Origin of the sequence: Mycolicibacterium litorale (assembly GCF_010731695.1) — a bacterium.
In the GTDB taxonomy this organism is placed as follows: Bacteria; Actinomycetota; Actinomycetes; order Mycobacteriales; family Mycobacteriaceae; genus Mycobacterium; species Mycobacterium litorale.
This window is the reverse complement of sequence record NZ_AP022586.1, coordinates 17,633-31,845: the sequence shown is the minus strand read 5'-3', so window position 1 is coordinate 31,845 and position 14,213 is coordinate 17,633. Positions and strand designations below refer to the sequence as shown.

The 14,213-nt window shown below is 69.7% G+C and carries 12 protein-coding genes; 5 read left to right on the top strand and 7 right to left on the bottom strand.

Annotated features, from left to right (window positions below; genetic code table 11):
- The first annotated feature begins 58 nt into the window (after nt 1–58).
- From G6N30_RS00155 to G6N30_RS00145, 3 genes are read left to right on the top strand one after another with little or no spacing between them, the layout of a single operon-like run.
- Complete coding sequence (locus G6N30_RS00155) at nt 59–844, top strand: prolipoprotein diacylglyceryl transferase (protein ID WP_134055739.1); 786 nt, start codon at nt 59–61, stop codon at nt 842–844.
- Nucleotides 841–1,203 carry a hypothetical protein gene (locus G6N30_RS00150; protein ID WP_134055741.1) on the top strand — a complete coding sequence of 121 codons (363 nt, stop codon included), beginning with the start codon at nt 841–843 and terminating at the stop codon, nt 1,201–1,203. The genes G6N30_RS00155 and G6N30_RS00150 overlap by 4 nt, the downstream gene beginning before the upstream one ends.
- Nucleotides 1,200–2,753, top strand: coding sequence for a radical SAM protein (locus tag G6N30_RS00145; RefSeq protein WP_134055743.1), 1,554 nt, complete (start codon nt 1,200–1,202; stop codon nt 2,751–2,753). Before G6N30_RS00150 ends, G6N30_RS00145 begins: the two co-directional genes overlap by 4 nt.
- On the opposite strand, the gene G6N30_RS00140 is transcribed toward G6N30_RS00145, so the two are convergent.
- The 5 genes from G6N30_RS00140 to G6N30_RS00120 all read right to left on the bottom strand — a co-directional run bounded on the left by G6N30_RS00140 (nt 2,750) and on the right by G6N30_RS00120 (nt 7,004).
- The gene (locus G6N30_RS00140) at nt 2,750–3,700 is read right to left on the bottom strand and encodes a Ppx/GppA phosphatase family protein (RefSeq protein ID WP_134055745.1); all 951 of its coding nucleotides are present in this window, start codon (nt 3,698–3,700) and stop codon (nt 2,750–2,752) included. The genes G6N30_RS00145 and G6N30_RS00140 overlap by 4 nt on opposite strands.
- 30 nt (nt 3,701–3,730) lie before the next feature.
- Nucleotides 3,731–4,228, bottom strand: a complete 498-nt coding sequence (locus G6N30_RS00135; protein WP_134055747.1) for a DUF501 domain-containing protein — start codon at nt 4,226–4,228, stop codon at nt 3,731–3,733.
- Nucleotides 4,221–4,901, bottom strand: a complete 681-nt coding sequence (locus G6N30_RS00130) for an FtsB family cell division protein (RefSeq protein WP_134055749.1) — start codon at nt 4,899–4,901, stop codon at nt 4,221–4,223. Before G6N30_RS00130 ends, G6N30_RS00135 begins: the two co-directional genes overlap by 8 nt.
- Before the next feature lie 3 nt (nt 4,902–4,904).
- Nucleotides 4,905–6,194, bottom strand: coding sequence for a phosphopyruvate hydratase (eno, locus tag G6N30_RS00125; RefSeq protein WP_134055750.1), 1,290 nt, complete (start codon nt 6,192–6,194; stop codon nt 4,905–4,907).
- Between the two features lie 96 nt (nt 6,195–6,290).
- Entirely contained in the window at nt 6,291–7,004 is a 714-nt protein-coding gene (locus tag G6N30_RS00120; RefSeq protein ID WP_407664682.1) for a lytic transglycosylase domain-containing protein, read from the bottom strand.
- A 348-nt stretch (nt 7,005–7,352) separates the two neighbouring features.
- On the opposite strand from G6N30_RS00120, the gene G6N30_RS00115 reads away from it, so the two are divergent.
- Nucleotides 7,353–8,273 (top strand): EfeM/EfeO family lipoprotein, encoded by a 921-nt coding sequence (locus G6N30_RS00115; protein ID WP_134055752.1) that lies wholly within the window; start codon nt 7,353–7,355, stop codon nt 8,271–8,273.
- Nucleotides 8,270–9,526, top strand: a complete 1,257-nt coding sequence (locus tag G6N30_RS00110; RefSeq protein WP_134055754.1) for a Dyp-type peroxidase — start codon at nt 8,270–8,272, stop codon at nt 9,524–9,526. The genes G6N30_RS00115 and G6N30_RS00110 overlap by 4 nt, the downstream gene beginning before the upstream one ends.
- Before the next feature lie 15 nt (nt 9,527–9,541).
- Here the strand turns inward: G6N30_RS00110 and G6N30_RS00105 are convergent, their stop codons facing one another.
- Complete coding sequence (locus G6N30_RS00105) at nt 9,542–10,555, bottom strand: nucleoside triphosphate pyrophosphohydrolase (RefSeq protein ID WP_134055756.1); 1,014 nt, start codon at nt 10,553–10,555, stop codon at nt 9,542–9,544.
- Nucleotides 10,552–14,208, bottom strand: a complete 3,657-nt coding sequence (mfd, locus tag G6N30_RS00100; RefSeq protein WP_134055758.1) for a transcription-repair coupling factor — start codon at nt 14,206–14,208, stop codon at nt 10,552–10,554. Before mfd ends, G6N30_RS00105 begins: the two co-directional genes overlap by 4 nt.
- Nucleotides 14,209–14,213: the final 5 nt, after the last annotated feature.

Here is a 14,213-nt window from a genome sequence, read left to right as displayed (position 1 = left end):
CGTCCTAGTGGCGTCTAGGGCATTGCACACCGAGTGAGCCGGCGGCTACATTCCGCCGATGACCCCCGAGTGGCACCTCGGCCCCGTCGCGGTGCCGGTGCACGGCGTGTTCGTCGGCCTCGGGGTCCTCGCGGCACTCGTCGTCTTCGTCGCCGAGGCCCGTCGCCGGGGTGCGGTCAACGAGCAGTCGGTCGTCGCCGCGGCCGGCGCCCTCGTCGGCGGGGCCATCGGCATGCGGCTCTCCGGCTGGGCGCGCCACCTCGACCCGACCGCGAACCCCAGCATCGCCGAAGCGTGGGAGTTCGGTTCCCGCAGCATCCTCGGCGGCCTCCTCGGCGCGTATCTCGGAGTCCTTGTCGCCAAACGGATCGGCGGCTACCGCGGTAAAACCGGCGACCTGTTCGCGCCCGCCGTCGCGCTGGGCATCGCGGTCGGCCGCATCGGCTGCCACCTGACCGAAGCACCCGGCCGCCCGACCTCGCTGCCCTGGGGTGTCCACGCGCCGGCCACCACACCGGACTGTGCCGGCTGCCTCAGCGGACAGGCCATGCACCCCTCGTTCCTCTACGAAATCGCTTTCCAGCTCGCCGCTTTCGCGGTCCTGCTGTGGTTGCGCGACCGGATCCACCGCCCCGGCGAGCTCTTCGTGCTCTACATCGCCGCCTACGCCGCCTTCCGCTTCCTCGTCGAGTTCACCCGGGCGAACGAAACCGTGTGGCTCGATCTCACTCGGCCGCAATGGTTCCTGCTGCCGTCACTGCTCCTCATCGGTATTCGACTGTGGTACGGCCACCGACGTGGTTACTATCGCTCGGCAGCCCACCAGCAGGAAGCGCGCGCATGACCACTCCGCCAGGTCCGCCGTACCACGGCGGCTACGGCTATCCACCGCCGCAGCCCCCGAAGAAGATCTCGATCGGCATGGTGTTCGTCGGCGCACCCGTCTACATCGCGCTCAACTCGCTGCTCGGGTTCCTGGCCTTCATCATCGCCGGCAACTCCACGGATTCGGCGAACGTCATCCTCGGGGCGGCCGCGGTCATGTTGGCGCTCATCGCCTTCGGCGGCGGCGCCGCCCTGCTCGCGGTGCGCAACCCGCAGGCCAAGGGCATCGGCCTCGGCCTGATGGTCGGCTGGGCCCTGACGTCACTGGTCACCGTCGGCTTCTGCACCGGCATCAACCCAGCGCTGTACAACCTATGACGGCCGGGATGGGCCTGCGCGGTGACCGGCTGCACCGCTATGTCACCGCCTACTGCCCCCGCTGCCACGACGAGGCACCCGAGCGGCCGCTGGCCGAGGTCGAACGGCTCAGCGGCCGCCTCGTCGAACGCGACGGCCACATCTGGCTGGAACGCGGCTGCCGCACCCACGGTCTGGTGCGCACGCTCTACGACGAGGTTCCCGAGATCCTGTCCTACCTCGAGGAATGGACGGCCCCGACGAAGACCCACATTCCCGACGTCGCGGGCAACTTCGATCCGGTCCCCCAGGCGTACCTGCGCGGCCTGCCCGAGATGCAGACCCAGCACACCTGCATCCTGCTGCAGGACATCTCCGACACCTGCAACCTGCGCTGCCCCACCTGCTTCACCGACTCCTCACCCGAACTGCGCAACGTGGTGCCCGTCACGGACATCCTCGCCAACGTCGACCAGCGCCTGCGCCGTGAGAACGGCCGCCTCGACGTGGTCATGCTCAGCGGCGGCGAGCCGACCCTGCATCCCCGGCTGACCGACCTGCTGGCAGGGCTGCGCGACCGGCCGATCACCCGGATCCTGGTCAACACCAACGGCGTCCGCATCGCCACCGACGACGCGCTGCTTGACCTGCTGACCGCCCACCGGGAGCGAGTCGAGGTCTACCTGCAGTACGACGGCCTGTCCGAGGCGGCGCAGCGGCACCACCGCGGCGGCGATCTGCGCCGCATCAAAGCCGCGGCGCTGCAACGCCTGTCGGAACGAGAGATCTTCACCACCCTCGTCATGACCACGGCGCTGGGCGTCAACGACGACGAGATCGGCCAGATGGTCCGGCTCGCGCTGGACACCCCGTACGTCGGCGGCCTGACCATCCAGCCGCAGTTCGGGTCCGGCAGATCCGGTGACATCGACCCGCTGCACCGGCTCACCCACACCGGGGTGCTCGACCGGCTCGGGCCGCAGACCGGCGGTGCGGTCACGTGGCGCGACCTGACCGCGCTGCCGTGTTCGCATCCGCACTGCTGCTCGGTCGGCTATCTCATCCGCGACGACAGCGATCAGTGGCGCTCCCTGGTCGCGCTCATCGGGCACGAGAACCTCAAGGAGAAACTCGGCCTGGTGTCCAACCGCATCGCCGACTCCGAGATCCCCAGGCAGCTGCGGGTGGCCGTGCAGGAATCGCTGCTCGGCCTGCTGTCCGAACAGTCCTCGCTGTCACATCCGCAGATCGGCGACATCTGGCAGATCATCTGCCAGACATGCGATCTCGGCATGTCCACGCTGCTGACGCTGGCCTCGTCCGCGCTGCCGGGACGCCGGCGCAAGGTCCGCCGACTGCTCGGCGAACGCGTCGTCCGCATCACCGTCAAACCGTTCATGGACATGTCGACGATGATCGAGGAACGACTCGTGCAGTGCTGCGTGCACGTGGGCACCCGCAGCGATCAGGACCAGTGCGCACCGTTCTGTGCGGTGCAGGCATGGCCCGCCCTTGCCCGGCAACGCCTCTCGGCGACGGCGGGAGCCGCGCTGCCGATCGTCGCGATCTAGGCGATCGACAGGGCGATCCCGTCGAGGATGTCGTGCTCGCTGACCACCAGTTCGTCGATGCCGGCCCGGTCCCGCAGTTCGCGCGCCAACTCCTCGACGATGATCGCGCCGCCACCGATGACGTCGACGCGGCCCTCGTGCATCGGCCCCAGCACCGCCCGCTGCTGGCGCGTCATCGCGATGAGCTCCTCACACACGTCCAGCAATGCGCGAAAGCCAGTGCGCGACAGGTGGATCGCGTCGGAGTCGTACGTCGTCATCCGGTGCGCCAGTGCCGCCAGCGTCGTCATCGTGCCCGCCACACCGACCCAGGTGCGCACACCCTGCACCGGGACGTGGCGCAGCGCCTCGTCGAGCGCGCCGCGGATGACCTCCCGCGCCGCGGCGACCTCGTCGGCGGTCGGCGGATCCGAATGCAGGCACCGCTCGGTCAACCGCACGCAGCCGATGTCGGCCGAGAAACTCGCATCGACGCCGTCTTCGGGGCGGCCCGACCCCACCACGACTTCCGTCGACCCGCCGCCCAGATCGACCACCACGAACGGCCCGTCCGCCGGATCGAGGTCGCCGACCGCCCCGCGGAACGACAACGAGGCCTCCTCGGTGCCGCTGATGACCTCGGCAACCGCCCCCTCGACCACACCGCCCAGCACCTCGGCGGTCATCTGGAAGAACGCGTCGCGGTTGGCGACGTCGCGGGCGGCCGACGTCGCCACCATCCGCACCTTCGCCACCTCGTGGACGCGCATCAACTCCGCGTAATCGGTGAGCGCGGCCCTGGTGCGCGCCAGCGCATCCGGCGCGAACTCACCGGTGGCGTCGACACCCTGGCCCAGCCGCACGATGCGCATCTCGCGGTGCACATCGGTCAGCCTGCCGTCGGCCTCGTCGGCGATCAACAACCGGATCGAGTTGGTCCCGCAGTCGACCGCTGCCACCCTAGTCAATTCGCGCTCCACTTCGCTCCGCGCCGGCCGTCAATTCGCGCTCCACTTCGCCTCGTCCAGAATCCCCCGCATACCCGGTTCGGCAGCCAGGATCGCCAACGCCTCGTCACCGAACGGATTCACGCCCGGCCCCTTCGCCAGCGCATGGGCGATCAGCACGTGCAGACACTTCACCCGATCCGGCATCCCGCCGCCGGTGAACGTGGTCCCCAGCGGTTCGATCGCATCGCGCTCGGCCAGATACGACTCGTGCGCCCGCCGGTAGGCATCAGCCAATTCGCTGTCCTGCGAGAGTCTTTGGGTCATGTCCCGCATCAGACCCTCGGATTCCAGCCGGCTCGCCGCCGCGGTCAGCGCCGGATGCGTGAGGTAGTACAGCGTCGGAAACGGGGTGCCGTCGGGCAGCCGCGGCGCGGTCTTGACGACGCCGGGCTCACCGTTGGGGCAGCGGTAGGCGATCTCCAGGACACCACGCGGCTCGCGGCCCAACTGCCGCGCGACGGCGTCCAGATCGCTGCGCTCAACCACCGGGCGGCGGGGGCGGAGCGGGCGGCGGCGGCGACCCCGGTGGCGCCTCCGGCGGGACGGCGGGCGTGGCCCCGTGCGGTTCGTCGGCGATGGTGTGCCACAGCGAGGTGTACCAGGGCTGCCCGGACGGGGTGATCTGCTCCTGAGGTGTCGGGCCGGCACCGGGCGCCACCGCACCCGGGGGCAGCTGCACCTGGAACGGGATGTCCCCGGGCATCACGAAACCGAGCCGCTCACGTGCCTGCGCGGCGATGAACACGGGGTCGGCCAGCTTCACCTTCTGCTGCTCGAGTTCGGCGATCTGCTCACGCAACTGCTCCTCGGTGGCTTTGAGCTGCTTCATCTCGGTGCGCTGCGAGAAGTACGTCCGCACCGGCCCGGCGATCGTCAACGTCAGCACGCACACCACCGCGGCCAAAATCGCCGCGCGCCGCGCCGCCGACCCGAACCGCTGCTCGGACTGCTCCTCGGCCAGCCGTTCGGCCCGGCGCACGATCGCGTGGCCGACCGATTCGGTCTCCTGCTGTTCCGACGCCGGCCGGGCCTCGATGGCGCGGGGCTCGCGCCGAGGTGTGGACGTACCCTTCGGGCGGCCCCGATTCGCGCCGCCGGGTTTACCCGGCCGGGAGGCCGGGGACCGACGCTTCGGATCGGGCCGCTTCGATTCGGGCACGAGCTATTTGGTCTCCAGGGCAAACCGCGGAAAGGCCAGGTCACCGGCATACCGGGCGGCGTCGCCGAGGGTCTCCTCGATGCGCAGCAGCTGGTTGTACTTCGCGACGCGCTCGCTGCGGGCGGGCGCCCCGGTCTTGATCTGGCCGCTGCCGACGGCGACGGCGAGGTCGGCGATCGTGGTGTCCTCGGTCTCACCGCTGCGGTGGCTCATCATCGTGCGGTACCCGCTGCTGTGGGCCAGCGCGACGGCGTCGAGCGTCTCGGTGAGCGTGCCGATCTGATTGACCTTGACCAGCAGCGCATTCGCGGCGCCGCGTTCGATGCCCTCTTCGAGCCGCTCGGGGTTGGTGACGAACAGATCGTCGCCGACGAGCTGCACCCGGTCGCCGATTCGCGTCGTCAGCGCCACCCAGCCGTCCCAGTCGTCCTCGGACAGCGGATCCTCGATCGACACCAGCGGATAGGCGTCGAGCAGGCCGGCGTAGAACTCGGCCATCTGCTCAGCGGTGCGGGTCTCCTTCTCGAAGCTGTAGCCCGTGCCGTCGGTGTAGAACTCGGTGGCCGCGACGTCGAGCGCCAGCGTCACATCGGTGCCGAGCGAGAATCCGGCGCCCTCGATGGCCGTCGAGATCAGGTCCAGCGCGGCCTTGGTGCCCGCCACGTCCGGTGCGAAGCCGCCCTCGTCACCCAGGCCGGTGGCCAGGCCCTGCTTCTTGAGCACCGACTTGAGCGAGTGGTACACCTCGGCGCCCCAGCGCAGCGCCTCCTTGAACGACGGCGCACCGATCGGGGCGACCATGAACTCCTGGACGTCGACGCCGGTGTCCGCGTGCGCGCCGCCGTTGAGGATGTTCATCATCGGCACCGGCAGGATGTGGGCGTTCGGGCCGCCGAGGTAGCGGAACAGCGGCAGACCGGCCGACTCGGCCGCGGCCTTCGACACTGCCAGCGACACCCCGAGGATCGCGTTGGCACCCAGCCGCGACTTGTCCGGGGTGCCGTCGAGGTCGAGCAGGGCCTGGTCGATCAGCCGCTGATCGTCGGCGCTCATCCCGATCACCGCGGGCGCGATCTCATCGAGCACGGCCTGCACGGCCTTGTCGACGCCCTTGCCGCCGTAGCGGGAACCACCGTCGCGCAGTTCGACGGCCTCGTGCTCACCGGTCGACGCGCCCGAGGGCACCGCGGCCCGGGCGAACGTGCCGTCGGTCAGCGCCAACTCGACCTCGACCGTCGGGTTGCCGCGGGAGTCGAGGATCTCGCGGGCTCCGACCTGCTCGATGATGGGCACTGGCGTCTCCTTGAGGGTGCTCGCTGGTTGTCTCGGATGGTCTCGTAGTGCGCCCATCAGCCTAGATGCTGCGGCTGCCCGGGGCGCCACCAGGAGTTACAGGCGGCGGCCCTCGGCGTACGCGGTCGCCCAGTCACGCACGGTGCGGGCGTACTGCTCGGAGTAGTTGTAGGCACGCAGCGCGTTCATCCAGCCACGCGGTGTGGACAGATCCTTGCCGGTGTAGCAGAGGTATCCGGCCGCCGACAGCGCCGCGTCGTCGATGTTGTCCGGATGGGCCTTGCCGTCACCGTTGGCGTCCACGCCGTACAGCCGCCACGTCTCCGGGATGAACTGCATGGGCCCCATCGCGCGGTCCAGTTCGTCGTCACCGTCGAGCGCCCCGGCGTCGGTGTCGCGGATCTCGAGGTTTCCGCTCGAACCGTCCAGCCGCATACCGCGGATCGGCGGGGTGACCTCGCCGTTGGCGGCGACCATCGCGCCCCGGTAGTTGCCGTGGTGGCTCTCCACCATGCCGATCCCGGCCATCGTCGTCCAGGACAGGTGGCAGTCCGGGTTCTCCACCTCGGCGACGCGGGCGGCATAGGCGTACGCCTCCAGCGCGGTCACCGGGATACCGAGCCGCGGCGCCCGCTCTGCGGCCCATTCGTGCAGCGCATCCGCGGGACGGCCCTTGGCGTAGGTGTCGACGGCGGGGACGGGATCGCCGGACGGCGGCGGCACGCCCTCGGGAATGGGGGTGCCCAGCTGCCAGGAGCAACTCGAGGCCAGTACCAGGAGCGTGGCGACGATGACGGCGGCCGCCATCATGAAGCGACCTTTCATCCGGCCCGAAATCGCGTCGCTCCGGCCGGCGGTGCCGGATGCGTTTTCCGGGGCCGACGTCCGGGTCGACACGCTCCCCTCGTCAGACAACGCACTCCCTCAACCGACTGTCGTCGCTTTCATACTCCCATGCGACGGTACGTAACCGGCCCATTCACAGGCTGTGGCGACGGTGCTGCGACGCCTCGCTTCCCCACGACGAGCCGGGCCTCCAGGGTATAGATCCGCCAGGAGTGCGCCCGCGACGCCGGAGCTGCGAGCCCGATTCTTTAGGTATGCCTACCCTCGCGGGGACAGTGCAGGGTAGAGTTCGGCTCCGATCAAGGAGGTCCGATGGGACGGCAAATCGCCTGGCAGATACCGGTCGTTGCACTGGCTTTGGTGCTGGCCGGATGTTCGAGCGACAGCGGCAGTGGCGGCGAGGCCGAAACCTCCGCGACCACGACCTCCGCCGAGGCCGCCGCGACGCCCAGCCCCGAAGCCGAGAAGGCCGCCGCCGATTACAAGGCGTATGCCGTCGAGCAGACCAATGAGCTCGTCGGAGCCGTCAAGACCCTGACCGACGCGGTGCGCGCCAACAACCTGCAGGCCGCCCAGGAGGCGTACGCACCGTCGCGGTTGCCGTGGGAGCGCATCGAGCCGCTGGCCGGTCTCGTCGAGGAGATCGACGGCAAGGTCGACGCCCGCGTCGACGACTTCGCCGGCGTCGACGACCCGGCGTTCACCGGGTGGCACCGCCTCGAGTACCTGTTGTTCTCGCAGAACACCACCGAGGGCGGCGCGCAGTTCGCCGACCAGCTCGACGCCGACATCGCAACGCTGCAGAAGCAGATGCAGTCCGTCGAGGTGAAGCCCGTCGACGTGTCGACCGGTGCCGCTGAGCTCATCGAAGAGGTCTCCGAAGGCAAGATCACCGGCGAGGAGGACCGCTACTCCAAGACCGACCTGTGGGACTTCCAGGCCAACCTGGAGGGGTCGCAGGCCGCGGTCAACCGCCTGTCGCCGGCGCTGGTGAAGGCCGATCCCGCGCTGCTGGGTGAGATCGAGGCCGGGTTCTCCGAGATCTTCGCCAGCCTCGCGCCACTGCGCCGCGGTGACGGCTTCGTCCTGTTCTGCACCGAGAACGACCCGTACCCGTCGCCGCGCTGCCCCGAGGTGACCGTCGATCCCGCGACGATCGACAAGATGAAGGCGCAGCTGGCCGGCCTGTCGGAGAACCTGTCCCAGGTGTCGGGAGTGCTGAAGCTGACGTGACCCGAGGTTCGCGGCGGACAGGTGTCTCGCGCCGATCGTTCGTCACCGGCGCCTTGGGCGCCGGTGCGGCGGTCGGCGTCGGCGCCACGTTGTCCGGTTGTTCGGATTCCTCGCCGACACCGGTGGCCGCGTCGCGGTTCGTGCCGTTCGAGGGCGCGCATCAGACCGGGATCTTCGCGGTGCCCATTCCGGAGCAGGGCTTGATTGCCTCCTTCAACGTCCTGTCGAAGGACCGGGCCGGACTCGCGGCGACGCTGGCCGAGCTGACCGACGAGATCCGCGGTCTGATGGCGGGCAGACCGCCCGAGGTGCGCGATCCCGCCTATCCGCCGGTCGACTCCGGGATCCTCGGTGAGAAGCCGCCGCCGGACAACCTGTCGATCGTCGTCGGCGTGGGCGCCTCGCTGTTCGACGACCGGTTCGGGCTGGCCGACCGCAAGCCCCGCGAACTGGAGACGATGCCGTTCCTGGCCAATGACCGGCTCGATCCCAAGCTGTCGCACGGTGACCTGTCGATCATCCTGGAGGCCGATCACATCGACACCATGCAGTTCGCGCTGCGGCAGCTGATGCGCCGCACCCGCAGCCACCTGGTGCTGCGGTGGATGGTGGACGGGTACGCCCGCGGTATCGGAGCCGGTCCGGTCTCCGAGGCGGCGACCCCGCGAAACCTGCTGGGGTTCAAGGACGGAACGTCGAACCTGAACGTCGACGACGACGCGCTGATGGATGGCCACGTGTGGGTGGGGCCCGGCGACGGCGAGCCGGAATGGGCCGTCGGCGGCTCGTATCAGGCGGTGCGCATCATCCGGATGTTCGTCGAATTCTGGGACCGCACACAGCTCGCCGAGCAGGAGGCGATCTTCGGGCGGCGCAAGGTCAGCGGCGCGCCGATCGGGATGACGGACGAGTTCGACGATCCCAACTACGCCGAAGACCCGGACGGCAAGCGCATCAAGCTCAACGCGCACATCCGGCTGGCCAACCCCCGCACCGCCGAGTCCGAACAGAATCTCATTCTGCGGCGCGGCTTTTCGTACTCGCGGGGGTTCGACGGCGCGGGTCGGCTCGACCAGGGGCTGGCCTTCGTGTCATACCAGCGCAGCCTCGAGAAGGGCTTCCTCGCCGTGCAGCGACGACTCAAGGGCGAACCGCTCGAGGAGTACATCCTGCCGGTGGGCGGCGGCTTCTTCTTCATGCTGCCCGGTGTGACCGGTGCGGATCGCTTCCTCGGGGACACCCTGGTCGGCTGAGCCCCAGGTGTACAGCTACCTCGGGTCCTCGGCTGGTTCTTCGGAGGCCGGTTCTTCGGCGCTCTCGGCCGGGATTTCGGCCTCGGCCTCGTCCGAGACCTCCGACGGCCAGTGCGCCCGCCACTCCTCTTCGGTGATCTGGGTGAGCGGTTCGCTGTCGAGTTCCTCGGGAACGTCTCCGCCGCGCCGCGCCGCCGCGACCGCCTGCTCGACACCGCGCACCGTGTCCATGAACTCCAGAACCGCGGTGCGCAAGGAGTTTTCGGCGTCGAACTCCGCCGACACGGTGACCGTCGTCAGTGCCGCGGGGATCAGATCGGCAGGCAGCCCCGCCGTGGTGACCCGCGCCAGCACCTTCTGCGCCAGCGCCAGTGCCGGCTGACCGGTCGGCACGTCGTCCATCGAGGAGTCGCGGGACTTCTCCAGCAGCTTGCGTTCCTCCCACTGCGCCAACTGCTCGTCGAGTGAGATCGTCTGCCCGGCGAGCACAGCCGGCACCCGGTTGCCCAGCTTCCGGATCAGTGAATCGGCGACGTCGTCGATGGTGAACGCGTGCTGCGAGGCATCCTCGGCGATGCGGGCGTGGAACAGCACCTGCAGCAACACATCTCCGAGCTCCTCGCGCAGCTCGTCGGCGTTGCCGCCACGCACCGCGTCGAACAGTTCGTAGGTCTCCTCCAGCAGGTACCGGCGCAGCGAATCGTGGGTCTGCTCGCTCTCCCACGGCCCCGACGTCCGCAGCTTGTCCATCATCGCCACCGCGTCGACCAGGCGTTCGCCGGGCTGCGGCTGGGGTGCCGAGATCAGCCGGTCACCGGCGGCCAGACGCGCCCGCACCGCGGGGTGGTCCGGATCCGAGGACAGCAGCACCGGCGCGTCCTCCCCGTCATAGGCGGGCCGGGCCGCCGGCAGCGACCACGGCACCTTGATCGGCATCTCCTCGGTGTACTGCACGTCACCGGTGAGCATGCCGATCGCCTCGACGGGCACCAGCGACGGGCGGCGGGGATCGACCAGGACGACCGTCATGACCGTGCTCCCCCGTACTTCGTCATGTCGATCTCCGCCTGTGGTTTTCCGTTGAGCGCCAGCACCAGACCGGCCACCATCGCGACCAGCTCGGCGTCGCGGATCCGCGGTGAGCCCACGCTGTCGGCGGCCCGCGGGATCGGCACCGACACGGTGCCGGTCGTCGCCCGGTAACTGCCGCCCGGGTACATCCGCTTGAGCCGCAACTGCGCGGAGTCGGGCAGCTCCATCGGCGAGAGCTTCACCGTCGACGCCGACACGGAGCTGACGTCGGTGATGCCGTACTGACGGCACAGCAGCCGCAGCCGGGCCACCGCCACCAGGCGCTCGGCCGGTTCGGGCAGCGGCCCGTACCGGTCGACGAGCTCGTCGATGACCGCGTCCACCCCCGCGTCGTCCGGCGCGGACGCCAGCCGGCGGTATGCCTCCAGACGCAACCGGTCGCTGCCGATGTAGTCCGGGGGCAGGTTCGCGTCGACCGGCAGGTCGATCCGCACGTCCTTCGTTTCCTCGGGCGTGGCAACGGTTTTCCCGTCGGCCGCCGCGCGGTAGGCCTCGACGGCCTCGCCGACCAGCCGTACGTAGAGATCGAACCCCACCCCCGCCACGTGGCCGGACTGCTCGGCGCCGAGCACGTTTCCTGCACCGCGGATTTCGAGGTCCTTCATCGCGACCGCCATACCCGCACCGAGTTCGTTGTTCTGGGCGATCGTCGCCAGCCGGTCGTACGCCGTCTCGGTCAACGGCACCTCCGGCGGATACAGGAAGTACGCGTAACCCCGCTCCCGCGACCGCCCGACCCGGCCACGCAGCTGGTGCAGCTGCGACAGGCCGAACGTGTCGGCGCGCTCCACGATCAGCGTGTTGGCGTTCGAGATGTCCAGCCCCGTCTCGACGATCGTGGTGCAGACGAGGATGTCGTACTCACGGTTCCAGAAGCCCTCGACCGTCTTCTCGAGCATCTCCTCGGGCATCTGGCCGTGCGCGACGACGACCCGCGCCTCCGGCACCAGCGCGGCGATCCGCGCGGCGGCCTGGTCGATCGTGCGGACCCGGTTGTGGATGTAGAACGCCTGCCCGTCGCGCAGCAGTTCGCGGCGCAGCGCGGCGGCGATCTGCTTGTCGTCCTGCGGGCCGACGTAGGTCAGCACCGGATAGCGCTCCTCGGGAGGCGTCAGGATCGTCGACATCTCGCGGATGCCGGCCAGGCTCATCTCCAGCGTGCGGGGAATGGGGGTCGCGCTCATCGTGAGCACGTCGACGTGGGTGCGCATCGACTTGATGTGCTCTTTGTGCTCGACGCCGAAGCGCTGCTCCTCGTCGACGATGATCAGCCCGAGGTCCTTCCACACCACCCCGGTCTGCAGCAGGCGGTGCGTGCCGATCACGATGTCGACCGAACCGTCCTTCATCCCTTCGATGGTCGCCCGCGATTCGGCCGGATCGGTGAACCGCGACAGGCCCTTCACGGTGACCGGGAAGCCGGCCATCCGGGCGGTGAACGTCTGCAGGTGCTGATCGGCCAGCAGCGTCGTCGGCACCAGCACCGCGACCTGCTTACCGTCCTGCACCGCCTTGAACGCCGCGCGCACCGCGATCTCGGTCTTGCCGTACCCGACGTCACCGCAGATCACCCGGTCCATCGGGACCGGCTTCTCCATGTCGGCCTTGACCTCTTGGATGGCCGTGAGCTGGTCGACGGTCTCGGTGAACCCGAACGCGTCCTCCATCTCGTTCTGCCACGGGGTGTCCGGGCTGAACGCGTGCCCCGGCGCCGCTTGGCGCTTGGCGTACAGCGCCACCAGCTCACTGGCGATCTCGCGGACCGCCCGGCGTGCCTTGGTCTTCGTGTTCGCCCAGTCGCTGCCGCCGAGCTTCGACAGCGACGGCGCCTCACCGCCGACGTACCGGGACAACTGGTCGAGAGAGTCCATCGGCACGTACAGCCGGTCGCTGCCGCCGCCCCGCTTCGACGAGGCGTATTCCAGCACCAGGTACTCGCGGCGCGCCCCGCCGACGACGCGTTCGGTCATCTCCACGAACCGGCCGATGCCGTGCTGGTCGTGCACCACCAGATCGCCCGCGGTCAGCGCCAGCGGATCAACGACGTTGCGACGCTTGGCCGCCAGCCGCTTGCCCTCGGTGGCGGCGACGCGGCTTCCGGTCAGATCGGCCTCGGTGACGATCACCAGCGAGGCGCCCGGCAACACCACACCGTCGTGCAGCGGACCCTTGAGCACCCCGACGACACCGGCCCGCGGCTCCTCGCCCGGCTCGAGCATCGTTGCGGGAGTGTCGTTGTCGCCGAGCTGCTCGACGACGCGCTGCGCGGTGCCCGCGCCGGGTGTCACGACGGCGGCGTACCCGCCGGTCGCCACGTGGGCGCGCAGCATCGCGAAGATCTCCTCGACCGACGACTGCTGGCCGCGCGCCGATGGCGCCGACCGGATGTCGAGTTCGATCGCCGACTCGGTGGACAGCTGGCTCAGCGTCCACCACGGGTGGCCACCCGCCCGCGCGCCGGTGCGCACCTCCTCGAACCCGAGGAAGCCCGAGGCGCCCAGCGCCTCGAGATCGATCGGCGCATCGCCGCCGACCGCCGCGGTCGACCACGACGCCTCGAGGAACTCCCGGCCCGTCTTGATCAGATCGGCGGCGCGGGTGCGCACCTTCTCCGGATCGCACACCAGGATCGGCGCCCCGGCGGGCAGGTGGTCGGCCAGCATCGCCAGGTCGTCCGGGCCACCGGATGACTTAAGCAGCGGCAGCAGCGCCTCCATGCCGTCGACCGGGATGCCTTCGGCAAGCTTCGCCAGCATGTCCGGCACGCTGCCCGGCACGGTGTTCTCGTGCGTCGGGTGCTCTGCAGAAAGCACAGCAGCGCGACGTCTCACGTCCTCGGTCATCAGCAGCTCGCGGCAGGGCACCGCGATCACGGTGTCCACCTCGATCTCCGGGATCGAGCGCTGATCGGCGACGGCGAACATCCGCATCTCGGAGACCTCGTCGCCCCAGAACTCGATGCGCACCGGATGCTCGGCGGTCGGCGGGAAGACGTCGAGGATGCCGCCGCGGACCGCGAACTCACCGCGCTTGGACACCATGTCGCAGCGCGTGTACGCCAGATCGACCAGGCGCTTGATGACCCCTTCGAACTCGGCGTCGGTCCCCACGGTCAGCGTCACCGGCTCAGTGTTCTTCACGTCGGACGGCCGTTGCGCCATCGGCTGGACCAGCGAGCGGGCGGTGGTGACCACCACCCGCAGCGGCGGGCCGAGACGGGCGTCGTCGGGATGGGCCAGCCGCCGCAGCAGCATCATGCGCGCGCCGACGGTGTCGACGCCGGGCGAGAGCCGTTCGTGCGGAAGCGTCTCCCAAGACGGGAACAGCGCCGCGGCGTCGCCGAACACGCCGCGCAGCTCCGTGGTCAGATCGTCGGCCTCCCGGCCGGTGGCGGCGACCACGAGAAGCGGGCCGGCCTGGGCGAGCGCGGCGGTGACGAGAAGCCGGGCGCTGGCGGGTCCGACCATCGCCAGCTCGGCCGGTTTTTCGGCGGCGCGGCGGGCGAGGTCGGCCAGGCACGGATCGCGCAGTGCCAGTGCGACGAGCCCCGCAATCGGGGTTTGGACATGGTGAAGCCCCGCTACGGTCATGATGA